Below are 24,788 nucleotides of genomic sequence, written 5' to 3'. Positions count from 1 at the left end.
ACACTCTCAAGGAGCACCGGCCATGCACTCTGAACCCGTCGGCAGGCGCAACCGCCCGACCCGCCGCGCCGTGCTCGGGACGGTCGCGGGCGTGGCGACCGCTGGGGCGGCAGGCGCTTACGCCTGGAACCGCCACGGACACGGCAGCGGCAACGGCAGTGACGGCGGCGGCGTGAGCGACCGGCCCGGGAGCCGTACCTTCGAGCGACTGTCCGACCCCGGCCGCACCGTCGTCCGCGGCGCCGACGGCGACACGCTCGCCACCTTCACCGACGGTGCCCGTACCGCCGTACTCGCCGGGCCCAGCCGCACCTTCAGCGAGCCGCGGACCACCGACGCCACCGTGACCACGAACGCCTGGGTGCGGGTGCTGCCGCACGCGTGGCAGCAGGGCATGGAGAAGTCCGCCTGGTTCAAGGGCTGGTTCACCAAGACGCTCGCCGACAAGGGACCGGACGTCTTCGCGGCGGCGTTCGAGTACAGCAGCGCCGGCGCCCCCGACAAGCACAACAGCGCCGGCGTGCGCTACGCGGGCACCGCCCACTTCGGCCCGCGCAACCAGGAAGTCAACAGCCCCCTGGACTTCGCCTACCACGACGAGCAGTCCGACTTCTACGACTACCTGGGCATCCCCTGGACCTTCTCGGACGGCACGCGCGCGCAGCCGGAACAGGCCCGCTACGGCGACGTCGACTGCTCCGGCTTCCAGCGCCTGGTGTGGGGCTACCGCATGGGCCTGCCCCTGCACAACACCAACACCAAGGGCGCCGGCCTGCCGCGCCGGGCCTTCGCCATCGCCGCCTACGGACCCGGCCGCATGGTCATTCCCCACACCAACACCCAGCCCACCGAACTCGACGTTCTGCAGCCCGGGGACCTGGTCTTCTTCGCCATCATCAAGAACCGGCCGAACTTCATCGACCACTGCGGCATGTACATGGGCCTCGACGACCAGGGCCGGCACCGCTTCTACTCCAGTCGCTCCGCCGCCAACGGCCCGACCCTGGGCGACCTGTCGGGCCACTCGCTGCTGGACGGCACCGACTTCTACGCCCGCGGGTTCAGGGCGGCCCGCCGCCTGTGAACCCGCCGCCGCACCCGTCCGCTGATCCGAGGACCACTGTCATGGCCACCATCCCCGCCGCCCAGTCGACCAGCGCGCGTCGAAGCCGACGGGCGAACACCCCTCGCTCCAACCCACCGGAAGCCCTCCAGCGCTGGGAGCGCCCAGCGCTTGCCGCGGTGCTGGTCACGGCCCTGGGGCTGTACTCCTGGGGCATCGGGCACGCCGCGCTCCACCCCTTCTACGGCGCGGCGACACGGTCGATGGCCGGCAGCTGGCGCGCCTTCTTCTACGGCGGACTCGACACCAGCGGTTCGATCACCATCGACAAGCTCCCCGGCGCTTTCTGGCCCGAGGCCGTCTCTGTCTGGCTCTTTGGCCCGCACACCTGGGCGGCCGCGCTGCCCCAGGTCGTCGAGGGCGTGCTCACCGTGTGGCTGCTGCACCGGATCGTACGGGCCTGGGCCGGGCCGTTCGCCGCCCTGGTCGCCGCGCTGGTCCTCACGCTCACCCCGGTCACCGTCGTCCTCACCCGGGCCACCATCCCGGACACCGCGCTCACTCTGCTGCTGGTGACGGCCGCCGGAGCACTGCAGAAAGCCGTGCGCACCGAGCGGCTGCTACCGCTGATCACCTGCGGGGTCTGGGTCGGGCTCGCCTTCCAGGCCAAGATGCTCCAGGCGTGGCTGGTGCTGCCGGTCTTCGCCCTGGTCTATCAACTCGTGGCGCCCGGAACTCCGTTGAACAGGGCCCTGCGGTCACTGGCGGCCGGCGCGGTCGCCCTGGCGGTCTCGTGTTCCTGGGTGCTGCTCGCCTGGGCCACACCCGCCGCCGACCGCCCCTACCTCGACGGAACGTCCAACAACAGCGCGTTCGCCATGGTCTTCGGCTACAACGGCCTGAGCCGCTTCAGCAGCGACCCCACGGCCTTCGGCGCCGTCGCGGGAACCGCCGCCAGCCGCACGCACGGCAACACCGGCCTGACCATGCTGATCAATCACAACGTCGGTCCCCAGGTCGCCTGGTTCCTGCCGCTGGCCATCGCCGCCGCCGTCCTGGGTATCCTCTGGCGCTCCGGGCAGCCGCGGACCGACCCGCAGCGCGCCGGATTCGTGCTCTGGGGCGGCTGGCTGGCCGTGCACGCGCTGGTGTTCAGCGTGTCCAACGGCAACCACGCCTACTACACCGCCGTCATCGCCCCGGCGCTCGCCGCGCTGGCCGGCGGCGGCCTCGAGCTCTTCCGCTCGGAGTACGAGACGGGTGGTCAGCGGCGCGTGGCGCTGCCGGCCGCCATCGCGCTGACGACGCTCTGGGCCCTGGTGCTCGACTGGCCCACCCGCTTCCTGCCCTGGCTGCTGCCGCTCGCCGGGATGCTCGCGATATGCGGCGCGGTGGGCCTGTGGATCCGCGGGCCCCGCACCTCCCCGCGCCTGGTGCACAGCGCCCTCGCCGCCGGGATCGCGGCCACGCTGGTCGTCCCGGCCGGCTGGTCCTTCGCCTGCCTCGACCCGATGTACGCGGGCGCCTCCACCTCGCCCACGGCCGGCCCGGTCGGCCTCGGGTACGAAGCCGCCCTCCGCAACCACCGACCCGTCCCCAGGGTGGGGCTCGACGAGCCGGGCGCCCGTGACACCGCCATCCTCCGGTACGTCACCGCGCACCGGCACGGCGAGAAGTACCTGCTCGCCACCCAGGCCGCCTACGCCGCCGAGCCCCTGCTCCGCGCGAAGTCCGAGCCCATGCTCGTCATGGGCGGCTTCACCGGCCTCACCCCCTACCCGAGTGCCCGGCAGCTCGGCACGCTGGTCACCACCCACCAGCTGCGCTACGCGCTGCTCACCAGGAAGCGCCCCACCACTGCCGCCACCACCTGGGTGAAGTCCCACTGCACCCGCGTCCGCCCCAGCGCCTACGGCCGCCGCACCGGCGGAACCCTCTCCCTCTACGACTGCAACCCGAAGGCGTGAGGGGCGCCTCGGGAATCCGGGGATCACGGTCAACGGCTGAGCGTCGGCAACCCGGCGGACGGAACCCTGCTCGTGCCGCCGCCCGAAGCATGCCGACACGACCGGACCATTCTCCGGTGTGCTGGACGACCCGACAAGATCACCAAGCCGCTGCCCCGGCTGCTGGTGCTGTGGGACGGCTGGGAGACTCACCTGGTGGGCGATGCGAAGGAGTCTTCCCGCCGAGTACTGCTGCGCCGGGGTTTCGTGCTGGAGTACGTGACCTTGGGCTGGAACGTGGTGGGCGTCGTGGTGCTGGCCATCGCGGCGGTTACGGCGAAGTCGGTGGCACTGGCCGGGTTCGGTCTGGACTCCCTGATTGAGATCGGCGCCTCGGCGGTGGTGATCTGGGAGCTGTCCGGCACCGTCAGGCCCGGCAGCGTCGTGCTCTGCGACTGATCGGCGTCGGCTTCGCGCTGCTGGTGGTGTATCTGCTCGGGCAGTCGACGTGGGTGCTGGTCAGGGGCTTCCGGCCGCATCACTCGCCGCTGGGCATGGGGTGGACGGCGGTGACCGCAGTGGTGATGTTCGCCCTGGCCTTCGGTAAGGCCCGCACCGGTGCCGCGCTGGACAACCCGGTGCTGAAGACGGAAAGCCGGGTCACCCTGATCGACGCTCTGCTGGCCGCCGCCGTGCTGTTCGGCCTCCTGCTGAACTTCCTGGCCGGCCTGTGGTGGGCGGATCCTGCCGTCGGCTACGTGCTGGTGTATTACGCCGTCCGCGAGGTGATGGAGATCTTCTTCAGGGACTACTGAGCACAGTCGTCTCGTCCACGCTGTGCCGTGGCTGCTGAGGCGACCATGACAAACCGCGCCGGGAGAATGCGGGGGCGACACCACGGGCGGGATGCGGGCACATCCACTTGCGCAGCCCGTTGGGGGCGAGCTGCCCCGCGAATACCTCGGCTGGGGTGGCGGGGATCCGCCGGGTGATCGTGCCTGTGGGGCTGCGTTCATCTGCCGCTGCGCCTTTCGGACAGCTGGGTGGTGAGGGCGTCGAGCCGGGTCGCCCGGAACGCGGTCTGCTCGAGCCTCCACTCCTGTGCGTCGTCGAGTGCGCCCGGGGTCGGGCGGAGCCGGTGCTCGCGCCCGCGCTTCTGTCGAGTCGGAGGCCGACCTTCTCCAGGACGCCGATATGCCGGGACACCCCTGCGAAGGTCATCGGGAACGGCGTGGCGAGGTCCGTGACGCGTGCCCCCCATTGCGAAGGGTGACGAGGATCGCCCGTCGTACCGGGTCGGCGAGCGTCGCGTACTGCGTGTCGAGCGCCGAATGTTCAAGCACCTTGTTGGCTTACGCCCCACCGTGTCTGATATTTAACAGATTCGGATAATGTCCGAGCCTGACATGGCCGCTAAAGCCACCTCCGCCAGGCAGTGAGGAGATCGGCAATGCCCATCTACCAAACCGCTCACTACGCGATTCAGCCCGAGGGCATCGACGCGGTCAAGGCCGCGATCACCGAGTTCGTCGACTACGTCGCCAAGAACGAGCCCGGCACGCGTCTATACACCTCATGGCAGCAGGCCGACGCCCCGGGCAAGTTCGTTCACCTGTTCATCTTCGAGGACGAGGCCGCGCACCAGGCTCACGGCGAGTCCGCAGCCGTCCGACAGTTCGAGGCCGTCTACCGCCCCTACCTCGCTGCCGGACCAGTCGTCTTCACCGACTACACCCAAGTGGCCACCAACCAACACGGGTAATCGCCGCTGCCGGGGGCGAGGGGCTTGCTGTCCAGGCTGAACACCACCGTCCCGACACCCTCGGTGGGATCGCCTTCCCTCGCCCTGCCTTCCCGAGGACAGCATGGGCCAGATTTACGCCGCCGAGCTCCCCGAAAGCGCCCCCGGACCACCCGACACCATCAACACAACGGCCGATTGATCGGCTCACCACTACAAGGGGACACGACCCGCGCCCGGCCGAGCGACCCACGCCTCCGCGACGGAAAACCGTCATCCCTCTGCCCCCTTCCCCTTCCCGGCGAAGACCTCGAATAAGGACAACATCGCTCCGCCGCTTCGCAGTACGGCCGGGCGCTGCGTATCGCCAGGCTGGGACACCTTGTTGTGACGCTCTGGGGCGGTGGCACCAAGTCGCCGAGCAGAGTGCGCGTGCGTACATCGTCGTTGCATCCGTGCTGGTCCGCCGCTTGACGACCGGCACACGACGCGAAGTGCGGGTGAGGGGCCGGATATCGACGGGGCTCCGAACCGCGCAGAGGGATCTTCCGTCTCGTCTGGCCGACGGGCAAGCGAGCGCCCGTTCGGCAGTCCGCGCACCACCCGCTCGACACGAATCGGACGTGACCCACCCGGTTCCGCCCCGCTGCCGGTAGGGCAGCAGGGGAAGTCGGCGGGTCCATCAGCCCCTCCGCGCCGCACAGCGCGGAGGTCAACGGAAGAGACTTGATCCTTGAGCAGAGAATCCCGTCCGCAGCTTCTGCGGACCCCGAAGGCGTCACGGCGATCACCGCGGTGGATCACCGCCCTGGTCGCCGTCCTGAGCGCGGCGGCGGCCCTGCTGAGCGTTCCGTTGAGCGCCGCGCCCGCGCACGCCGTCAACCGGGACGGCACTTCCCCCTTCACCTCGTACAACATGCGCGGCTCCGACAACGGCGGCCGGTGGGACTCGGAATTAAGAGAGCTGGTGAGGCAGAACCCGGTGGTGGCACTACAGGAAGCTGGCTCCGGCCCGCCGGAGCCGTCACCCCAACTGCAGAACCGGTTCGAATCGATCCCGCTCAACAGGACCCGCCCTCACAACCAGCCCAACACGGTCACGCTGACGCGCTGGCCGCTCGGTACGGGCAGCCGGGGCGAAGACCGCTGGGTGTACTTCCTCCAGACCGATCCCCGCAGGATCACCGGTACCAGCCAGGACACCTGGGACGGCGGCAGGGTGAACCTGGCGACCGTCACCGACGCCCGGGCCGACGCGGTCGAAGTCCTCGACAACCCTTCCTACGACCCGAACCCGAACGCCCCGAACAACCGTTACCGGGCGCGTCCGCTGCTGGGCCTGCGATTCGGGAACACGTGGTACTGGAACATCCACGGCCGCGGCGAGGACGTGACCGAGCACGACGGCCGCCCCGGACTGCTCGACCAGGTCCGCAACTTCGCCGCCAGGCGTGACCAGCGTGGCCGGAACTGGGTCCTGGTCGGCGACTTCAACGTGAACATCCTCAACCGCTCCGACAGCGAGGCCCGCCAGTCCCTGCACCTGCGCGCCGACGAAACCCTGCTGCGTACCGGCAGGCCGACGTACATCGACGGCGACAGGCCCAGCGAGCTGGACTACGCGATCTCGCACGGTCTGCCCGGCGGCTTCAGGGCGACCATCCCGCGCGGTGCCGGATCCGACCACGCGGAGGTGCACTTCGCCCGGACGGCAACGCCGGTCCAGACGCCCGGCCCCTCGCACACCTACTCCGTCGCTCTGGGCACCATCACCGGCACCCAGTTGCAGATGAACGCGAACGGGTCGTTCGGCGTCGGCCCTGGCGTCTTCGACAGCAGCCAGACGTTTCGGGAGAACACCACCGCCGCGGGCGCGCACACCCTCCAGGCGGTTGATGGGAGGGCCTGTCTCTCCGTGGAGTCCGCCGTCCGCCGGGACGCCTCCGACTCCCGGGTCGTCGCTGGTCCGTGCGACGACCTACGGGCACACTGGACGATCACCGACCCGCGGCCCGACCCGCAGTGGAACGAGGACAACGGCGGACCGCAGCTGTGGCGGAACGTGGCCGTCCCCACGCTTTGCCTGACACCGTCCAACAGGCAGGTGACCGCCACGAAGTGCAGCAACGACGATGTTTTGCAGCGCTGGTGGACCAGCGCCGTCGGACTGCCCAAGGACTGGCCGACGACCGCCGGCAACGTGCGCCTGGAATCCGCCTTCATGGGCGGCCGCCTGCGGCGTTCCGGATCGGTGCCCGGCACCGGCGTCTACACCCAGCCCGCACCGCCCTGGTGGTGGTGGATCTACTGGCTGGCCTACGAGCGCAAGGACTACGGCTGGAACATCCAGCAGATCAACCCGAGTGACAACCTGGTGCGCTTCCAGAGCCTGGACGGCGACAACCGGTGCCTGGGCGTGCGCAGCGAGCGCGCCCCGTCGGGGACCGACGCCGTGCTGCGGACGTGCGACGACGCGCGCGGCTTCGACGCGGCCGGCCAGCGCTGGCTGGCCGAGACCTACGCGGACGGCACGATCCGCTACCGCAACGAAGCCAACCACCTGTGCCTCCTCGCCCCCGACGCCAACCACGGCAACGTCGCCCTCGCTTCGTGCAACGACACCCTGGCCCAGCGCTGGAAGGTGGTGACCCCCTAAAACCATGAACCCCACCGGGCCCCGGACCCCACGTACGACACACCCGGGGCCACGGTGGCCGGTCCGGTCTCTCACCGGCCGGCGAGGAAGGAAGTCCGTCGTCGCCGGTCGAGAGGCTGACCAGTTCCACCGTGCACCCCTGTTCTGCCTTCTCCACCACCAAGGCCCCGGCCATGTGCAGTGGCTCAAGGACGGAGACGCGAAGGACATGGGCGGGCCCGCGGAGACCGAGGATGTGCGGGTGTACGGCCGGGCGGCGACAACTGCGCGGAGCGGCACCTGAGATGACGGCTCGACCGCACGGATCGAGGCCGGATGGAAATGCCGCCGATCCCGTACAACCGTTGTGCCGCCTCGAGAGTCTTGCGTGCGTCGATCTTGACCGGGTCATGCCGGGCGAAGTCCCGGGCGTGCCGGTATACCGCCGTCTGTTCCGAGTTCCCCTCTCTGGAGGACCCCGTGCGCAAACGCACCCTGCTGATGTCCGCCACGCTGCTGGCCTCCGGCCTCACCCCCCTGGCCGTGGTGAGCGCCGAGGCCGCCGGCGGCACGCCGGGCGATGTGAACAAGGACGGCTACCGCGATGTCGTCGTGTCCGCCCCCGACGCCACGGTGGCCGGTCACACCAAGGCCGGTGCCGTGGTCGTGTTGTACGGCACCTCGCACGGCATCGATCCCTCCAGACGCACCGTGCTGACCCAGAACTCGACCGGCGTCCCGGGAACGGCGGAAAGCGGTGACCGCTTCGGCGCGGCCGTCGTCGTGCACGACCTCAACGGCGACGGATACAGCGACCTGGTCGTGGGAGCCCCCGGCGAGGACGTCGCGGGAGACGACGGTGGCGGCTCGGTCACCGTCGTCTACGGGACCGCCTCGGGCCTGACGAGGGCGAAGTCGGTCCAGGACCCCTGGCCGGGCTCGCACGACGCCTACGGACGCACGCTCGCCGTGGGTACGTACAACGGTCTCAACCCCGTCAACGACGGCAAGCTGTCGATAGCCGTCGGCGCCAACGACGCCGAAGTCACGTTCATGCCCGCCGACCTGTCCGCGCAGTCCAACACCTCCGGCAACGGCTTCGCGTTCAACCCGGCCCACGGCATCGTCGCCCTGACCCCGATCGACCTTCCCGGCACCGACGACGACCGTCTGATCGTCCACGGACGAGGCACCGGAGACGGAGGCTGGGGCTACGACGGCACCGGCGACGACCCGCGTACCGCCCTCGCCGACCCGGCCGGCTTCGACGGCGCCGACCTGCCCGCCGGCACCACATCGGCCGTGGGCGACCTGAACGGCAACGGCTCACCCGACCTCGTCATCGGCAACCCCGAAGACCCCGCGCAGAGCCCGGACACCTCGCTCGGCGGCCGGGTGACCATCTACTACGACGCCGGATACTCCGGCTCCCCGAGCCGGGTCCAGACCATCACCCAGGACACCCCGGGCGTGCCGGGATCCGGCGAGGCGAAGGACCGCTTCGGCGCCTCCCTCGCCATCGGCGACACCGACAAGGACGGGCGCGCCGACCTCGTGATCGGCGCCCCGGGCGAGAACGGCGACAGCGGCGCGGTCACCGTCGTACGCGGCACCGCGACCCTCCTGGACACGGCCCACGCCGCCACCTGGACGCAGAACAGCTCTGGCGTTCCCGGCAGTTCGGAGGCGGGCGACGCCTTCGGTACGGGCGTGCGGGTCGTCGACCTGAACAAGGACGGCTACGCGGACCTGGTCATCGGCGCTCCCGGAGAGGACGGCGGCGCGGGGGCCGTGTGGTGGCTGCGGGGCTCGGCCTCGTCCGTCACCACGACCGGCGCCGTCAGCACCGGTGCCGCAGGCACCGGCCTCGGCTCGGCCGGCGGTGCGCACTTCGGCAATGCGGTGACCGGCCCGTGACGCCGCTCCGCTCCCTCCCACCTCTCCTCGCCCCCGGAGCACCCATGTCCTCCCGCACCCCCAGGCGCGTCCGCGTCCCGGGCACCTTCACCTCCCGATTCCTGGCCTCCGCCATCGCGGTCAGCACGGCCGCCACCCTGACCGCCGTCGCACTGCCGGCCACGGCCGCCGCGGACGCGCCCTACCGTGGTGCCAACACCGCCGCGGTCCAGGACGACTTCAACGGCGACGGCTACCGCGACGTGGCCGTCGGCGCGCCCGGAGCCGCCAACGGCAGTGTCGACGCGGCGGGCGCGGTCGTCGTGCTGTACGGCTCGGCGAACGGGGTCGCGGCCTCCCGCCGCACCGTGATCACACAGGCCACGTCCAACATCCCCGGAACACCGGAGGAAGGGGACCGTTTCGGCACCTCCGTCACCTCCGCCGACCTCGACCGCGACGGCTACGCCGACCTGCTCATCGGCACCCCCGACGAGTCCGCGGGCACGATGTGGGGCGTCGGTTCGCTCACCGTGGTGTGGGGAGGCCCGTCCGGCCTCAAGGGCGGAGCTTCCGTGCCGACGCCGACCGGCCTGGACGAAGGCTGCCACTTCGCGGCCGGTCTCGCCGTCGGCGACGTCACCGGTGACGGAGCCCCCGACGTCTCCGTCACGGGAGACTGCGGCGCCACCACCTACACCGGGCCCTTCACCCGCACCGGTACCCCGGCGGCACGGAACTTCGTCAACGACCTCGGCACCAACCGCGGAGTCGTCGCGGGCGACGTCGACGGCGACGGGAGAGCCGAACGGTTCTGGCTGCCGGGTCCGACCGACGGAGACGAGAGCGGACCCGTCTACGCCGAGGGACACGACGGCCGGTACACCGAACTGCCCCTCGCCGACGGACTGTCCGGCCGGATCGGCGACATCAACGGTGACGGATACGGCGACCTCGTCACCGGAGCACCCTACGACGCATCCCTGGGCTACCCTTCTACCCACCGCGGCGGCGAGATCCAGGTTCTCTACGGAAGCGCCCAAGGGATCACTCCCGGTCAGAAACCGCAGATCATCCACCAGGACACCGCGGGTGTGCCCGGCAGCGGAGAGAACGGCGACGAGTTCGGAATGTCGATCGCCGTCGGCGACACCAACGGCGACAAGTACGCCGACGTCCTGGTCGGGGCACCCGGGGAGGCCCTGGGATCCGTCAAGGGCGCCGGCCAGGCGACCCTGCTGCGCGGATCGGCCGCCGGGCTCACCGCGACCGGCTCGCTCGCCTACACGCAGGACACCAGCGGCGTGCCCGGAACCGCTGAGAGCGGCGACGTGTTCGCCACCTCGACGCATCTGGTCGACGTCACCAAGGACGGCCGAGCCGAGGTGATGGTGGGCGCCCCCGGCGAGAACCTGGACGGTCTGCTGTGGACGGCCCGCGGGTCCGCGGCCGGACCGGTGACCAGCGGATCGACGACGATCAGCGGAGCCGGTGCCGGTCTCACCCGCAAGTACACCGAGATCGACTTCGGCGAAGCACTCCCGGGTGCGCACTCCACCGTCTGAGGGACTTCAGGAAACACGGGTGTCGTGGACCCGGCCGGTCCACGGCGTCCCGCTCGGCTCTCTCCGGCTCGCCTGGCGGCAGTCGGCCGGCTTGCCCATGTGTCGTCGGACGTTCTCAGCACGGGGCGGTCGGCCGGCATCGCCGCACGGACTTTCTCGCGGTTGGCCTTATCGGGTCCTATGTGATCGCACCCTTCGGTGACGACGGCTCCAGCGCCGCCCGCTGTGCGTCCGTGAGATCTCCCCGACGCATGGACCGTGATCACCTGCAGCCCAAGATCCACTTTTGGTACACGGGCTCGGGCGGTCGTGGGGGTCTGTTCGGGCTTCAGACCGATCGCCACCAACTGCTCGTCCGGCGGGCGGGACGCACGGACGCGCTCACTGTATGACTTCGAGATGCGGATGGTCGAACGACGTCGGGCAGACATAGATCTGCATGCGGTAGCCCCTGCCGACCGTCACCATCGGCGCATGGCCAGGAGTGCGCAGCCCGATGGGAGCTGTCGGCTTCTCGAGGTCTTTCAGGGGGGTCCAGCTGCCGCTTGCGCCGCCGCCTTCGCCGGAGTCGATGGTGAACAGGGGCTTGTACCGGGCGTTGCAGGTATCGCAGTGCATGGGCCTGAAGTCGCAGAAGCCCCAGGGGCTCCAACCGCCGACCTTCCAACCAGGAGCGACCGAGAGCTCGTACTGGTAGTAGGCGCCGCCGAGGCTTTCGTCCCAGTCCCCCTCCTGCTCTTCCTCCCTGTCGTGGAGACGGTCGGCGAGCTCCTCCGGGCGATCGTGCGGCGCAGGGAGCTCGGTGTCCTCCTCCTGCTCTTCTCCCCAGGCGTACAGACGGTCGGCGAGCTCCTCCGGGAGCTCGCGCGGTGCCGGGTACTCGGTGACGACCTCGGGGTGCAGGACACAGGGCTCGGGAACGTAACTGCCGTAGTTCTGGACGTCTGCGGGTTCCGGGGGGTCGGTGAGCAGTTTGCCGACGCTCGCGGCGTTCCGCCAGACGAGTCGGGCCGCGGGAAGCCCGTTGTGGTGGTCGAGGGGGCACCACAAGACCTGCAGAAGGTCGGCTCCCTCGGGGCCCGCGAGTCCCGGGACGTCGCGGAAGTAGAGCTGGGCGACCGGCAGCAGGGCATTGGGCTCGGTGTGAGCCGGATGCCCTGCCTGGAGCGTGGCGAAATACACGCGCTCATCGGGGTTGAGGAGGTGCTCGCGAGGATCGCGGGGGCGAAGCCAGGCCGCTTCGAGCATCGCCCGCCTTTGGCGGATGTCGTCGAGGGAGACGGGCGGGTGCGCGTTGTCGTGTTCCTTTGCACAGGTCGGCCATTCTTCGTCGGCCGGCCACAGGAGCGGTCCGCCGACGGAGCTGTCGTGAACGGTCGGCCGGCCCTCGCGGGGGTGCAGGCGGACAGCCTGCCTGGCCAACGGCACCAGCTCCGGGAATATGGACGCGATGTCAACAGGCCGGGGCGGGGTGGTTCTCGACACTTGTGCTCCTTCACTGGCCACCTTGGAGTTTCGGGCGGACTGTACATGCGGGCTGTGACAGTCCAATCGACTGTCGGCCAGGCGGAATTCGCCGACGTCGGTGCCGAGGAGCAGCGGCCGACGCGCGCGAGCTCTCGATCGGTCACAGCTCAGCGGCAGTCGGTCGAGATCACCTGTCCCGGGACACGGTGCTCGGGTTGCGGTGGGGCGAAATCGGCGGTAGCGCAGGCTACTTCGGCCAGGCCCCCTGCGGCCACCGAGTTCCGGGTTTCACCGGGCTCACGCCGATCAGCAGAGGACCACCGGCCAATCCGGACCCCGCTTGGAGGCTGCGAACGACGGATGCCTCGTCGTGCAGGCTGCCGCCTTCCTGCTACCAGCGCTTGGGTGTGGTGGAAGCCGAACAGCACACCGGGGACAGGCAGATCAACTTGTCCGCCTGGGGCCGCCGCTCCCGCGAGACCATTACAGCCTGGGCCAAGGGCACCGGCGTCGAGGTCCTCACCTGCGCCTGACGATCGCGCGGGCGCCCCGAAGCTCCTGTGCCGGCGTACACATGAGGGGGCGCAACCGGGTACGGGTGAACGGGCTCCCCCCGGTGTTGCCGACTTGAGCCCGGCGCGCCGTGACCGTGTGGAGGGAGCTGTTCGTCGAGTCGGGGCTGTCAGCGACGCGGCGTAAGGTGTCGGAACGTATTTCCCTTCTTCGGAGTTCTCGTGCCGCAGCCTGCTCGACTGGTGACCACGATCGCCGCCCCTCTGGCTTTTTCGAGAGCCGACGACGCCCCGCGTCTGGAGGGTCGGCCCGCGAGCCGGCTGCTCGTACAGCGCGGGGACACGGAGCTGGTTGTGCAGCGACTCGAGCCGTCCGTCACGGCTCCGGTCGTCCGCTTTCCGGCCCCCTGGCCGCACCGGTTCGGCCGGGACGCGGTGTCGCCTACCGGTGACTTGGCGGTCTTCGTCGGCCCGCACGCCCTGTGGGCCGTCGACCGGTCGGAGAGCGTGCGGTGGGAACTGCGGCACCGCTGCTGGGCAGGGTGCGCGGGACACGAGAGCGTCACCGAATACGCGGACGATCGTGGCCATCACCGGTACCTCGGCAGCGGCTCGGCCGCTTTCTCCGTCGACGGGACACTCGTCTGGGCACACATCCGCGGCCCCCTGGAGCACGAGGAACCCGTCCTCGGCCGCTACACGGAGGAGTGGCTGGTCATCGATGCCGGGGATGGCACGGTGCTCGCACGTGCCCGGACGCACACGGCTGCCGCGGGCTCCGACCACGTTCCGCACCCGGACCCCGGCCAGATGGGTCTGAGCATCGGCGAAGGCCAGGACGGTTCTCCCTTGCGATGGGGACGGTGGGACGGTGACGCTCTCGCCGTCGACGGTTTCGGCGACGAGGACCGCGTCCTGCTGGCGGTGAGCCCCAGTGGTGACCGCCTGCTCACCGTCACTCACGACCAGGACACCCTGGCCCTCCACCGGACCTCGGACGGCGCGGTGGAAGCCGAACTGAGCGCGGCCGTGATCCCCCGGCATCCCGCTCGGGAAGCCGAACAGTTCGAACTCTTCGACGACAACGAGGCAGCGGCGTTTTTCGACTATGAGGGGGGCTTCCTCGACGAGGACACCGTCGTTGTCGGGACGGTCGAGAGTGATGAGGGTTTCGGTACGGGTCGACACTGGCTCGTCGATACGGCCCGCATGCAGTTGGCCGAGCGGCTCGTCTATCCCTTCGAGGTGTCCGGTCTGCCCAGGGCTCTCGGTGACGGCACCTGGTACACCGTGTCCGACACGGAGAACGCCCTTCATCTGTGGACCCGGTGACGGCGTTTCCGTTCATCGTGCCGGCCCGGCGCTGAGCACGTTTCGCTGTACCCGGCCGAGCACATGACCGGGTGCGCAGGCAGACGGTCCGCGTCGGTTTCAACCGGCGGAAGAGGGAGCGGGAGCGGGTCGGGTGTGACCCGGGCGGGCACCACAGCGGTGGGCGGCACTCGAGTGAAGGTGGCGCCCACCGCTGTTCGTCGTGCGGAGTCGGGCACGGGCGGGCTCTACATGGATCCGGACTGGTAGCACGAGTCCATGGACAGATGCCTTCTGGACGTCTCAGTCGAAAGGTGCTTCTCCTCAGACCTGTTGACGCAGCCCGATGCGGCGGAACGCCCATGTCAGCCCCCGCGTTGCCGGCCCCTGATCGGACCGGGGCGTCACTGAGGCTCGGTGCCGAGGGGGTGTTCGGCGGCCGGGCCGGCGGGGTCGACCGTGAGGTTGGTGGGCTGAGGCCGCCACCACGGCACAAGCTGGACGATGCCGAACGCCGCCTCGACGACGAAGAAGAGCCACAGCAGCCGTGTGGCACCGTGGGTCAGTGCGTACGCCTGCCAGGTGGCGAACAGCGTGCGCGCGACACCGTCGAGCAGTCCGTGCACCGGCAGCGGCTTGACGATCCGCAGGAGTGCCCAGACAACCACGACCGAGCCCATCAGATTCGCGTACAGGGTCTGCATCGGGTCGAGGGCGGGCAGAACACCCAGCCCGAACCTGCCACCCAGTGACGACAGCGCGTCGTGCAGCAGCGCATAGGTCCACGGCGTGGCGAATCCCGCCGTGACGACGAGGTCGTACCAGGCGCTGGCGCGGACGAGACGAAGATAGGCGTGGCGGGAGGGGGCTAAATGACGGATCACGGCGAGGCTCCTGTTGGTCTCGGTGCAGCGACGCCTCACGCTAAACAGTGGAGTACTGTCCAAGGTCAAGTCCACAGCCCGGCGGAGGGTCATGCGTATCGGAGAGCTGGCCGCGCAGGCGGGTACGACCAAGGACACCATCCGCTTCTACGAGAAGATCGGCCTCGTCACGGGTCGACGGCTGGCCAACGGCTACCGCGACTTCTCCCCGGAGACAGTCGGCTGGCTGCAGTACGTCCGCACCGCACAGACGCTCGGCTTCTCGCTGGCCGAGATCGCCCGGCACGGCGAGGAACTGCGCGACGCGCCGGACGACGCCGAAGCGTTGTCCGCGCTGTTGGAGGAGAAGATCAGGGTCATCGACGCGCGCATGGCCGAGCTTGCCGCCCTCCGGGCAGACCTACAGGAGCGCGCCGGCACCGGCTGCCCGCTCCGTGCAGCCGGTCAGGACGGCTGAGTACCCCGCTTGACCTGGGACGACCAGGGACCCGAGGGCTGCAATCCGGTCGAATGGTCCGTGCTCACGTGACAGCCATCGAGTGCAGACGCCCGGCCCTCGCGCGAGCCGGCCATCCGTCGGACGGCTGGGACCCTGATCAGCGCTGTTCGTGAGCGCGCCCTTCGCCGAGGCCATGGCAGCCTGACACCTGTCCCACCCGTAGCCTGGCGAAGCGATGAAACCGCCTCGCTGTGTCACAAGATCAGATGGCGTGCGCGGCTATGGGTGGGCTGATAGCGATCAGGCACGGCCAGACCGAGTGGAGCCTGTCGGGCCAGCACGCTGGACGGACCGACGTCGCGCTGACAGCAGCGGGCGAGGCCGCGGCCGGTGCTCTCGCTCCAGGACTCGTCCAATCGCCGTCCGGTCGCCGTGTTCAGCAGCCCACTGAGCCGTGCCATGCGCACGGCCGAGCGCGCAGGCCCGGCCAGTGCCACGCCGGACCCCGACTTGCCGGAGTGGGACTACGGTGGCTACGAGGGCCTGACCGCCGGGCAGATCCGTGGGTCAAGGCCAGGCTGGGACCTGTGGCGCGACGGCGTTGCCCCAGGCGACGCCGACCATCCAGGCGAGCAGCTTGCGCAGGTAGCCGCGCGCACGGACGCGGTGCTGGACCGCATCCGTCCGCTGCTGAGCGACGGTGATGTCGCAGTCGTCGCGCACGGCCACCTGGCGCGCGTCCTCACCGTCCGCCGGCTCGGCCTCGACGCTTCCGCGAGCCGACTGCTCGGCCACCCGTATCCGGGCACGCTCGGTGTCCTCGCCACCGAGGACGGGCAACCCGTCATCCTCGCCCGGAACGTGCCGTAGGCGAACGCGCTGGTCCTCCGGTCGCGGCAGGGGCTCGCTGCCGGGCGCCGGACAGCCCATCCCCGAGAAGGGAGCCAGGAAGAAGATCGCGAAGGCCAATGGCGGGGGTGAGAACCACCAGCTCCGTCACGAGCCGTGCCAGCCGCGAACCCGCACCCGGGCGTCGGTGCCGTTCCGCGGCCGCCCCTCCACATCGGTTCCCGCGACGTCGACCATGATCTCCCTCTGTGGGTGCGCGGAGCCTGCAGCAGGCGCGCGGTCGCTCCATCGGCACCGCGAGGCGAGGACCACGGGGAACCGCAGCGGTGTCACTCTCCGCCCGGGGTCAGGGACTTCGCAACTCAAGGGCGTCCGCGCCTCGGTCGACGTCATCGGGCGCCGGCCTTTGCCGAGGGTATGGCCCCGATGGTCGTGTTCATGGCACCATGCCGCTGCGCTCGGCCGAAGCCGAGGACCTCACGCCCCTCAGGAGTCTTCCCATGGCGGTCCCGGCCCCCCGTCGCTCAAGCCGCAGCGACGAGCGACTCGGGCGGATCATCATCTGGGGCTTTCTCTGCATTCCCCTGCTGTGGCTCATCAGCATGCTCGGCGAGGCTCTCGTCGACATCGTGCCCGCCCACGCCGCGCGCGACGGCCAGGGAGTCTCCGGCATCTATCGCGTCACGAAGAAGTCGTGCGGCAAGGCCGACTGCGTCATCGCCGGTGACTTCACGGTCGCCGGCGAGCCGACGCCCCTGCGGACAGGTGTGCCGATCCAGGTGTTCAGCCACAGGTCCATGGACGTCGGCCAGAACGTCCCGGCCGTCGAGATCGACGGCGCCGGCGTCTACGAGGCCGGCGGTACCGTGTGGAGCCATGATCTGCGGGTCCTCGCGCTGGGATCCCTCGCCGTGGCCGTGTGGGGATGGCTGTTCGTCTGGCGGCCGTTGAGGCGACGCCGGGGCGCGCTCTGGAACAACCTGTGGGGCCCTCTTCCGTTGAACTGACACGGGAGGCGAGATCGGGGAGGCCCGCCCACCCCGGCCCGCTGAGTGCGTGAAGCCCTCCACGACCGCTACCGTCCCGGCAGGTCGGGCGAGCCGAACACGGTGGTCCAGCGGCGGGCGAGCCGCGCGTTCTCCTCCGGTGCGAGGAACCCGGGAGCGCCGAGCGCCAGCGCTGCCGCGTACGCCGCGCTCCAGGCCCGCAGCCACGCCGGATCGCAGAGCACCTCGACCTCGTCGTCCTCGTCCGGACCGAACAGGTGCGGGCCCACCCGACGAGCGGCCTCCGTGACCACCTCCTGGAGAGCCGTCAGGGCCCATCCGACCGGAGAACAGCCGTTGTACTGCGGCGACCACCGAGTCCACAGCGTTCGTGTCAGCGCCGCTTCGCCCTCGTCCGACTGTGCGGCCAGGGCCTCGGCCTGGGCGCTGCTCAACGCCCGCGCCTGGGTCATCACCCACTCCACGGCTTCCCCATGAGGGCCGGCCGCCAGCCACGCGGGCACCTGCTCCACGACCGTGAAGGCTCGGCAGCGCACCCATCTGCGCTCCGGCCCCGGCCGCATCGGTTCGAGGTCGGCCACGCGCCACAGACTGGACGGCCACATCGAGACGTCCATGGCGATCTCGTTGACCAACAGCCCGTCGTCGTGGACCAGTTGCCGATCCACCGGCCGCCCGGTCCGGCGCTTTCGAGCGGCGTACAGCTTGTCGGGAACGAAGGACACCCGCGCCCCGGGCGCGGGTTCGGGATCGCCGTAGAAATGCTCGGCGCCGTCGAAGGCGAAGTAGAACACGCTTCCACAGTAAGACCGTGTCGTATGTGGTGAGGCGGACGTTGGTCTGTTCATGGGGCGGGGTACGTGGAGTTGGATTGTTCCGGACGGGCTGTGGGAGATCGCGAAGCCATTGATCCCGCCGTCGAAGGTGCGGCCGCAGGGTGGCGGAACACAGGACACACCTGATGAGACACTGTTCGCCGCGATCATCTACGTGCTGGTCAGCGGATGCGCCTGGCGGGCACTGCCACCGTGCTTCGGGATATCGAAGTCGACGGCCCACCGCAGGTTCCTGATCTGGTCGAGGGCCGGCGTCTGGGGCCGGCTACACGAAGAGATCCTGCATCGGCTCGACGATGCCGACCTGCTGGACCTCTCTCGCGCCGTGCTCGATTCCGCCCACGTGAGGGCGAACTCACAGGTCCGAGTCCCGTGGACCGAAGCAAGCCGGGTTCCAAGATGCACGTCCTGTCGGACGCGAACGGACTGCTCCTCCTCGTCGGCCTCTCGGCTGCCAACACCCACGACAGCCTCGCCCTGAAGCCCATGATCACCGGGCACCAAACGAGACACGACCCCCACCGCGGACGCTTCTTGAAGCCCCAACGCCTGCACGCCGACAAGGCCTACGACATCCCCCACCTGCGCAAGTGGCTATGGGGCAAGCACATCGGCGTCCGCATCGCCCGCAAAGGCATCGAGCCAAGCGAACGACTGGGACGCCGAAGATGGGTCATCGAACGGACCATGTCCTGGCTGACCGGATACCGCCGACTCAACCACCGCTACGAACGCCACCCCCACAACTACCTGGCCTTCCTCGGCCTCGCCGCCGCCCTCTGCTGCTACAAACGACTCGTCCGGCTCACCACATAGGACACGGCTAAGCCACCCCGCTCAAGCTGACAGCACCCGGCATGGCACCACTGCCGTGAATCGGCTGCGATGCTCCGTCGGGCCGTCCGCGCAACGTCAGTCCTCCCAGCCCGGTGCGCAGAACCGGGCTTCGCTGACCACGGTGTCCCCGGCCCTGGTGGCCCGCACGTACAGGCCGATTTCGTCTGACCCCAGATCTCCACTGGAGCTGTAGAGGAGACGCATGCCGTGCTCTTCGACGTACCGGGTCAGGGTTGCCTCGACACAGGAGAGGGGCCTGCCGATGAGCCGGGTGCCGGCGAAGGCGACCTGAGGGCCGGTGCGGCCGTGCACGGTCACGGCCGCCAGGGCAGGGACATCTGTCGGGTACAAGTAGTGCGCGGTCACCCCGGCCCTGTCGAACCGCTCGCTGCCCAAATACTGCCACCCACGCCGGCCGGCGGCCGGTGACTCACCGTCCAGCGCCGCCGCCACCTGCTGCGGGCTCATCCCGAACCAGAGCGGGCCGACTTTCGCCAGCGGTGTCCAGTCCCAGCGCGGCCGCTCCCGGTCGTCCCTCACCGGCCACGCGGCCGGGTCCGTCTCCCACCTACGGCCATCCCGCCACCGGATGACCGGCTCGGCCCCGTACGGATCCTCCGCCAGCTCGGGACCGACGAACAGAGCATCGGTGATCATCCTGTCCGTCCGCCCGGCGTACCCCTCGGACGACAACTCCCACTCCGTCATGGCCCCCATGGACACCCCCCATGCCGCCACCTCGGGATCACCGCTCCAGTTCACCCGGACTCCTGCCCCTTCCCGGCGCGCGCGATCCTCGATGTCCGACCGTGCCTCGGACGGCACCCGGCCGATCAGCGCGACTTCCCCCAGCCGCACCAGCGGTCCGTCCACCGCGTGGATCGCCACAGCGACCAGACGCTTCCCCTGCCCGTAGATCGCGGTCACACCCACATCCGGGTACTGGTCGCCGCTATAACCCCCGACAAAAAGAGGACCCCCGCAGTCCAAGGCCGCCTCGACCTGGTCAGAACTCATTCCGAACCGTAGCGGCCCTACCCCTACCAACGGATCCAGCACCCACTGCGCACGCTCCTGGGGCTCCCTGTTCCACCAGCGCATCCCAACCCCCACAATTGATCCAGCCGACTCGGCACGAACTCCCGGTGATCTTGTCGGCCACCCTAGGCACGCCCTCTGACAGCGGCTGCTGGCGGTGCCACCGGTGCGGCACGCAGTGCCGGCCCCAGCCGTCATCGACGGCCTTGCCGCCGCCGACGAACAAGGCGCAGGTCGGGGTGAAGCACAACTCGACCTTGCTCTTCGCCCAGCGGCGAATATCTGTGCCCGGGACTGGACGGTGCCGGCGGGGCCGCTCGAATGGACCTGCTGGCAAACAGCAGCGCATATCGGCCATGACCTGCTGGCCTACGCAGGACAGTTGGCAGCACAGCCCGCCGACGCCTACCTTCCCTTCGACCTGAACGTCCGCCCCACCGCCTCACCGGCTGAGGTGCTCCAGGCCACCACCGCCCGCGGCAGGCTACTCAGCAGCGCGTTGGCCACAGCCGACCCGACCTTGCGTGCCTGGCACTGGGGTCCGTGCGACCCTGAGGGGTTCGCAGCCATGGGCGTGGCCGAAACGCTGCTGCACACCCACGACATCACGCAGGGGCTGTCCGTGGACTGGCTACCACCAGCGCCGCTGAGCGCAGCCGTACTCAGCCGGCTCTTCCCTGCCGCCCCGCCTGGAGACCCCACCGAGGTACTTCTCTGGTGCACCGGTCGCGGGGACCTCGACGGCCTCCCTCGCCAAACCTCATGGCGGTGGGAAGCAGCACGATCGGACTGATCGAGCTGGCCCCGGCGAACCTTCCCGGTCAGAGCACTAGGCGTAAATATGCAGGACAGAGAATGGCTATCGCGCGGTTTGTACATCTGCCGGCCGCCGGCTTGGCACCTGCATGAGCAACGCCTTCCGCCTCTGACACGGGCCGTCTATGGGCCGTTCGACGGGAACCAGTAACTGCCAGCAACGACTGTCGATGACAGCAAACGTTCAGGTCTCCGGCAGGGTGTCGGGTAACGCCGCGTCATGCTGGACAGCCAGATCAATACCTGGAGTTCTGCTGCTACCTGCGCACGCTTTTTCTCCTCCGACGATTCGGATTGAGATCGCCTGCGACGATCGTGAGGATTACGGTGCGCCGCAGGGGGCCGGAGCCTGCCCGTGCGACAACTGGCCGCAGCTGCCTTGGAGTAGAACTGTCGGTTCCGGCCCCTGCAGCGCGTACTGCCGCCAGCCCGGGTGAGCGTGTCCCGATAGGGGCTTTGCCGTACAAAGCATCGTCACAGTCCTGACCGCACGCCGGACCGGTGCCAGCCACCAGACCCAGTCCAAGGAGCCTCGTGACCATCATCAGCATGCCCCAGCCGACGTTGCCTGCGCAGGGAGTCGCGGACCCGGCGGAGGAGATGGCTCAAGGGGTGGACCTCCACAAAGACATGCACGTCGCCGCCGTCACCCCCCTGGGTGCCTCCCTCGCTCAGTAAGAGTTCCCGACCACCGCCGTCGGCGTCCTGGTGAGTTCACCTCATGCGCCCGGCAGTGTTCGGTGGGGGTCTCTGTGTGGACTGGGGAGGCCGCTCGACAGGGTTCGGGGAGTGTCCGTCGTGCACCGGGTGGACGCCCTGATCGGCCGGCTGACGCTGTGCTGCATCCGGACGAAGTGGCCTGCGGCCGCGGGCCGAGGGCTGGGGGGCGGATTTGGCTTGCGGGCGGGTTCTCGCCCGCCGGGCCGCGCTTTAGGCTGCGACCGCTCCGAAATCTGGCGATCTTTTGGAGGGTGTGCAGGATGGACCGAGCTCTCATGACCGCATGGGCGGCAGCAGTGTTGGCCGTGTCCGGGGGCAGTACCACCGCTTCCGCTTACGATGCCCCGCCGCGGACCACGCACGGTCCTTGCCGATACACCCAGACCCCGGACGAGCCGGCGGCGCGGCGGGTTCCCCTGCCGCCCGACCCGCGGCACACCCCCGGTCACGGCACGGTCGGTATGGCTGTCCGGACCAGTCAGGGCCCGCTTCCGCTGAGTCTGGACCGGGCGAAGGCGCCGTGTACGGTCCAGAGTTTCGTGCATCTGGCGCGGCACCGGTTCTACGACCGTACGGTGTGCCATCGGCTGACGGCGTATCCGACGCTGAAGGTCCTGCAGTGTGGCGACCCGACCGGCACCGGCGAGGGTGGGCCGGGGTACGAGTACAAGGACGAGCTGCCGGTGGATCTGCCGCCGGCGCCGAGCGATCCGACCGGTGTCCGTCGCCTTTACGGGCGCGGTTTGCTGGCGATGGCCAACGCCGGGCCGAACACGAACGGTTCGCAGTTCTTCGTCGTCTACGGCGACTCCGCGCTGCGACCGAACTACACGGTGTTCGGCACTGTCGGTGCCGCCGGTCTGAAGACGCTCGACAAGATCGCTGCTGGTGGTATCGAGCCAACTTCGCAGGACCCGGCGCCTGTCGACGGCACGCCCGTGCTGCGGACTGAGCTGCTCAGCGTCCGGCCGTCCTGCCGACCCTGATGAACTGTGGTGCGGTCACCGTGGGTTCAGCTATGTGCCTGAGCCCACGGTGATGTGAAGGGGCCGTTGCTGAACGCCTCGTACTGCAATTGGCTGTGCCGCTGGGCGGGCCGTCAGGCGGGTGCGCGTCAGGGGCCGTAGGGGCTCCAGTGCCCGAGGAAGGGCTTCAGGTCGTCGGCTCGCGGCTCGGGATGTCGGGCAACCGGGGCGGGGTTTCCAGGGACTCGAGACGCTCCACGGTGTTTGCTGCCCAGCTGGTCCATGCTTCGGCTTCGGTTCTCGCCTTCCCCGGCGGCATCCTCGATTCGCGTGCGCACGGCGTTCACATATTCGGTCAGTCGGGTGGCGTGACGCCATGCCGCTTCCTGGGCTTCGAGGTGCCTGACGCGGTACGCCTCCGCGTACCGGACGCGAGCCCCCTCCACGGCAGCTTCCCAGCGGACGAGCTTCTGGCGTGCCGCTTCGATCTCGTCGAGACGTCTGCGTTCTGCGGCTTCGCCGCGGAGGGTGACCTCCTGCGCGATCTCGGCGAGCTGCTCTTCGAGGGAGCGTCCGAGAGCGTCGGCCCATTCGCTCGCCCGGTGCGGTTGGCCACCGCTAAGGACGAAGCGGAGGCGCTCGGACGGGGTGTGTCGAAGCGGGGGATCCTGGCCCAGGAGTACTGGCCCAGGAGTACTTCTTCGCCTCGGTGAGTTCCTTCTCGGTGGCGACGTGCTCCGTTCGGGTTGACGTATTACCGCGGCATGTTGTCAGTTCCGTTTGTCGGCGGCGGGTGGTTCGAAGCAATTGGTTCGGACGGGTGGGGGCTGAAGTCGATCGTGTCTGCGTGGCGATGGCGCGCGGCACTGACCGGTGCGCGGTGGGGTCTTTGCCGAGGGGAGCGATGAGCCGTCACTGTGCGGGCGAACTGGGTGCCCGTGCGGGTGGCGATCTTCGGCGTTGCCGTCGGTTCGGCCTTCGTGAGCTGCACCGTTGCCTGCGCTGGCGCAACGCTCATGCCCGCCGCCTCGGCGTGCTGGCTGCCCGACGCTGCGAGCGCGCCCGGATCCGCGGCGGGAAGGGCATCCGCTGGGGAGGACGGCCCCTGGCAACAGCGGTCTGGTCATCACGGTGCCGCGGTCGTAGCGGCGGGCAGCCGGGCCGTCGGTCACCTGACATGTGCGGCGATGGCCCGTGCGCACTCCATCGATTCGGCATGAGTGGTGTCCACTTCCAGGTCATAGACCACGCCCCGGTGGACCGCATCCGCCTGGGACGCGGCCATCCCGATGACCCGATCGCCTCGTGCGACCTCACGGCCTGCGGCAACCACGCTGTCACACCGGACGCCGACCCACAGCACCCGCAGGTCATGCAAAGCCTTCTGCCATCGCTGCTGCGAGCCCGCTCCGCCGAGGAAGACCTCATCGACGATGATTCGGGCGCCCGCACGGGCCATCGCGGCGACCCCCTCGGTCCATGCCGCTTCCAGCGTCCGGAACTCCGGCCCGACGATCACCTCTCCGTCCGGAGCGAACTCGATCCCCGCATCCGACGCCTGCATGGACGCGGGCATCGCGTCAACCAGCGTGTCGGTCCCCAGAGCCAGCCACGGATCCGGCAGGACCGCCTGCAGACACCGGACGATCCCGGACTTCCCAGAGCTGGAACCACCGTTGAGAACGATCACCTCAGTCATCACCGCGCCACAGTAGAGGCACCGCAGCAACCCCCGAAGCAGATTTCCGCGAACGCTGCCCGCCTCCTACGACCCGGTGAACCCTCCCGGTCAGAGCACTGGTCAACGGTGGATCTGTTGGTTGTGGAGGTGCCTGGTGGGTGGGGTGGGGTGGGGTGGGGGTTGGTGGTCGGGTTGGTGGGTGTGGCCCTGTGGGGCGGGTGGTTGATCGTGGTGCTGGTGGGGCGGGCGTGTGGTGGGGGTCTGTGGCTGGCTGGTGGGGGTGGGTTGTTGCGGCAGTCGGCTTAGCGGGTGCTGGGTCGGTGCTGGAGGGCGGGATGGCTGGTCAGGTCGGCTGTGAGAGGCACGGTCCGGTCGGGAGGTCTTCAGGGTTTGGGTGGGTGGTCTGTGGGGTGGGTGTGTTGGCGGGTCTTCTCTTCATTGTCGTTGTTGTTGTTTGTTTTGGGGGAGGTCTTTGTGGGTGGGGTGGGTGGGGTGGGTGGTGGTGAGGTGGGTGGTGAAGATGGGTTGGTTGTTTTGGTGTCCGGTGATGTGGATGGTGGTGTGGTTTTGGTGGGGTGGG

The 24,788-nt window shown here is 69.5% G+C and carries 21 protein-coding genes and 3 pseudogenes; 19 read left to right on the top strand and 5 right to left on the bottom strand.

From position 1 onward, the window contains the following. Positions 1-22 precede the first annotated feature (22 nt). The 8 genes from ACH4S8_RS43595 to ACH4S8_RS43560 all read left to right on the top strand — a co-directional run bounded on the left by ACH4S8_RS43595 (position 23) and on the right by ACH4S8_RS43560 (position 10,846). On the top strand, positions 23-1,084 hold the full coding sequence (locus ACH4S8_RS43595; protein ID WP_398404640.1) for an NlpC/P60 family protein: 1,062 nt from the start codon (positions 23-25) through the stop codon (positions 1,082-1,084). A 41-nt stretch (positions 1,085-1,125) separates the two neighbouring features. Further along, positions 1,126-3,030, top strand: a complete 1,905-nt coding sequence (locus ACH4S8_RS43590) for an ArnT family glycosyltransferase (protein ID WP_398404638.1) — start codon at positions 1,126-1,128, stop codon at positions 3,028-3,030. A gap of 72 nt (positions 3,031-3,102) precedes the next feature. Further along, positions 3,103-3,468: a hypothetical protein gene (locus ACH4S8_RS43585; protein WP_398404636.1), complete on the top strand. Its 366-nt coding sequence runs from the start codon at positions 3,103-3,105 to the stop codon at positions 3,466-3,468. Between the two features lie 23 nt (positions 3,469-3,491). After that, positions 3,492-3,824, top strand: a complete 333-nt coding sequence (locus ACH4S8_RS43580) for a cation transporter (protein WP_398404631.1) — start codon at positions 3,492-3,494, stop codon at positions 3,822-3,824. 635 nt (positions 3,825-4,459) lie between these two features. Beyond that, positions 4,460-4,771 (top strand): putative quinol monooxygenase, encoded by a 312-nt coding sequence (locus ACH4S8_RS43575; protein WP_398404629.1) that lies wholly within the window; start codon positions 4,460-4,462, stop codon positions 4,769-4,771. Positions 4,772-5,483: 712 nt separating this feature from the next. Next, positions 5,484-7,406, top strand: a complete 1,923-nt coding sequence (locus ACH4S8_RS43570; RefSeq protein WP_398404628.1) for a ricin-type beta-trefoil lectin domain protein — start codon at positions 5,484-5,486, stop codon at positions 7,404-7,406. 459 nt (positions 7,407-7,865) lie between these two features. Beyond that, positions 7,866-9,302, top strand: a complete 1,437-nt coding sequence (locus ACH4S8_RS43565) for a hypothetical protein (protein ID WP_398404626.1) — start codon at positions 7,866-7,868, stop codon at positions 9,300-9,302. 44 nt (positions 9,303-9,346) lie between these two features. Then, complete coding sequence (locus ACH4S8_RS43560) at positions 9,347-10,846, top strand: FG-GAP-like repeat-containing protein (protein ID WP_398404624.1); 1,500 nt, start codon at positions 9,347-9,349, stop codon at positions 10,844-10,846. 381 nt (positions 10,847-11,227) lie between these two features. Here ACH4S8_RS43560 and ACH4S8_RS43555 read toward each other — a convergent pair whose 3' ends face one another. Then, the gene (locus ACH4S8_RS43555; protein WP_398404622.1) at positions 11,228-12,331 is read right to left on the bottom strand and encodes a hypothetical protein; all 1,104 of its coding nucleotides are present in this window, start codon (positions 12,329-12,331) and stop codon (positions 11,228-11,230) included. Positions 12,332-12,720: 389 nt separating this feature from the next. Between ACH4S8_RS43555 and ACH4S8_RS43550 the strand changes: the two genes are divergently transcribed. Together ACH4S8_RS43550 and ACH4S8_RS43545 are read left to right on the top strand one after the other, a co-directional pair. Further along, positions 12,721-12,846 carry a hypothetical protein gene (locus ACH4S8_RS43550; RefSeq protein WP_398404620.1) on the top strand — a complete coding sequence of 42 codons (126 nt, stop codon included), beginning with the start codon at positions 12,721-12,723 and terminating at the stop codon, positions 12,844-12,846. Between the two features lie 333 nt (positions 12,847-13,179). Next, a complete protein-coding gene (locus ACH4S8_RS43545) occupies positions 13,180-14,157 on the top strand; it encodes a hypothetical protein (protein ID WP_398404619.1) in 978 nt (325 codons plus the stop codon). 383 nt (positions 14,158-14,540) lie between these two features. Here the strand turns inward: ACH4S8_RS43545 and ACH4S8_RS43540 are convergent, their stop codons facing one another. Next, positions 14,541-15,020: a hypothetical protein gene (locus ACH4S8_RS43540; protein WP_398404617.1), complete on the bottom strand. Its 480-nt coding sequence runs from the start codon at positions 15,018-15,020 to the stop codon at positions 14,541-14,543. Between the two features lie 91 nt (positions 15,021-15,111). Here ACH4S8_RS43540 and ACH4S8_RS43535 point away from each other — a divergent pair, with 91 nt between their 5' ends. From ACH4S8_RS43535 to ACH4S8_RS43525, 3 genes and pseudogenes are all read left to right on the top strand, one after another. Continuing rightward, a complete protein-coding gene (locus tag ACH4S8_RS43535) occupies positions 15,112-15,477 on the top strand; it encodes a MerR family transcriptional regulator (protein ID WP_398404615.1) in 366 nt (121 codons plus the stop codon). Between the two features lie 263 nt (positions 15,478-15,740). Then, positions 15,741-16,329 (top strand): annotated as a pseudogene (locus ACH4S8_RS43530) (histidine phosphatase family protein). Between the two features lie 479 nt (positions 16,330-16,808). Further along, positions 16,809-17,315: a hypothetical protein gene (locus tag ACH4S8_RS43525; protein WP_398404613.1), complete on the top strand. Its 507-nt coding sequence runs from the start codon at positions 16,809-16,811 to the stop codon at positions 17,313-17,315. A 68-nt stretch (positions 17,316-17,383) separates the two neighbouring features. On the opposite strand, the gene ACH4S8_RS43520 is transcribed toward ACH4S8_RS43525, so the two are convergent. Next, the gene (locus ACH4S8_RS43520) at positions 17,384-18,109 is read right to left on the bottom strand and encodes a hypothetical protein (protein WP_398404611.1); all 726 of its coding nucleotides are present in this window, start codon (positions 18,107-18,109) and stop codon (positions 17,384-17,386) included. A 52-nt stretch (positions 18,110-18,161) separates the two neighbouring features. Here ACH4S8_RS43520 and ACH4S8_RS43515 point away from each other — a divergent pair. After that, positions 18,162-18,967 (top strand): annotated as a pseudogene (locus ACH4S8_RS43515) (IS5 family transposase). A gap of 96 nt (positions 18,968-19,063) precedes the next feature. Here the strand turns inward: ACH4S8_RS43515 and ACH4S8_RS43510 are convergent. Next, positions 19,064-19,915: a hypothetical protein gene (locus tag ACH4S8_RS43510; protein ID WP_398404609.1), complete on the bottom strand. Its 852-nt coding sequence runs from the start codon at positions 19,913-19,915 to the stop codon at positions 19,064-19,066. A 268-nt stretch (positions 19,916-20,183) separates the two neighbouring features. On the opposite strand from ACH4S8_RS43510, the gene ACH4S8_RS43505 reads away from it, so the two are divergent. From ACH4S8_RS43505 to ACH4S8_RS43485, 5 genes and pseudogenes are all read left to right on the top strand, one after another. Next, positions 20,184-20,819 carry a maleylpyruvate isomerase N-terminal domain-containing protein gene (locus tag ACH4S8_RS43505; RefSeq protein WP_398404607.1) on the top strand — a complete coding sequence of 212 codons (636 nt, stop codon included), beginning with the start codon at positions 20,184-20,186 and terminating at the stop codon, positions 20,817-20,819. 557 nt (positions 20,820-21,376) lie between these two features. Next, positions 21,377-21,520, top strand: coding sequence for a hypothetical protein (locus tag ACH4S8_RS43500; RefSeq protein ID WP_398404605.1), 144 nt, complete (start codon positions 21,377-21,379; stop codon positions 21,518-21,520). A 503-nt stretch (positions 21,521-22,023) separates the two neighbouring features. Beyond that, positions 22,024-22,548, top strand: a complete 525-nt coding sequence (locus ACH4S8_RS43495) for a peptidylprolyl isomerase (protein ID WP_398404603.1) — start codon at positions 22,024-22,026, stop codon at positions 22,546-22,548. Positions 22,549-22,697: 149 nt separating this feature from the next. Next, positions 22,698-23,240, top strand: coding sequence for a hypothetical protein (locus ACH4S8_RS43490; protein ID WP_398404601.1), 543 nt, complete (start codon positions 22,698-22,700; stop codon positions 23,238-23,240). A 266-nt stretch (positions 23,241-23,506) separates the two neighbouring features. Further along, positions 23,507-23,644 (top strand): annotated as a pseudogene (locus ACH4S8_RS43485) (IS630 family transposase); the annotation flags it as partial. A 51-nt stretch (positions 23,645-23,695) separates the two neighbouring features. Here the strand turns inward: ACH4S8_RS43485 and cpt are convergent. Then, on the bottom strand, positions 23,696-24,226 hold the full coding sequence (gene cpt / locus ACH4S8_RS43480) for a chloramphenicol phosphotransferase CPT (RefSeq protein ID WP_398404599.1): 531 nt from the start codon (positions 24,224-24,226) through the stop codon (positions 23,696-23,698). Positions 24,227-24,788: the final 562 nt, after the last annotated feature.

This window comes from Streptomyces sp. NPDC021080, assembly GCF_044333225.1.
GTDB lineage: Bacteria > Actinomycetota > Actinomycetes > Streptomycetales > Streptomycetaceae > Streptomyces.
The sequence above is the reverse complement of the archived record's forward strand: the minus strand, read 5'-3'. Positions and strand labels throughout refer to the sequence as shown.

Bases quoted from the DNA above. Each gene is read 5' to 3' on its own strand.
- ACH4S8_RS43590 (WP_398404638.1), top strand. From the start codon at position 1,126: ATGGCCACCATCCCCGCCGCCCAGTCGACCAGCGCGCGTCGAAGCCGA.
- ACH4S8_RS43535 (WP_398404615.1), top strand. From the start codon at position 15,112: ATGCGTATCGGAGAGCTGGCCGCGCAGGCGGGTACGACCAAGGACACC.
- ACH4S8_RS43525 (WP_398404613.1), top strand. From the start codon at position 16,809: ATGGCGGTCCCGGCCCCCCGTCGCTCAAGCCGCAGCGACGAGCGACTC.
- ACH4S8_RS43595 (WP_398404640.1), top strand. From the start codon at position 23: ATGCACTCTGAACCCGTCGGCAGGCGCAACCGCCCGACCCGCCGCGCC.
- ACH4S8_RS43560 (WP_398404624.1), top strand. From the start codon at position 9,347: ATGTCCTCCCGCACCCCCAGGCGCGTCCGCGTCCCGGGCACCTTCACC.
- ACH4S8_RS43575 (WP_398404629.1), top strand. From the start codon at position 4,460: ATGCCCATCTACCAAACCGCTCACTACGCGATTCAGCCCGAGGGCATC.
- ACH4S8_RS43495 (WP_398404603.1), top strand. From the start codon at position 22,024: ATGGCTGTCCGGACCAGTCAGGGCCCGCTTCCGCTGAGTCTGGACCGG.
- cpt (WP_398404599.1), bottom strand. From the start codon at position 24,226: ATGACTGAGGTGATCGTTCTCAACGGTGGTTCCAGCTCTGGGAAGTCC.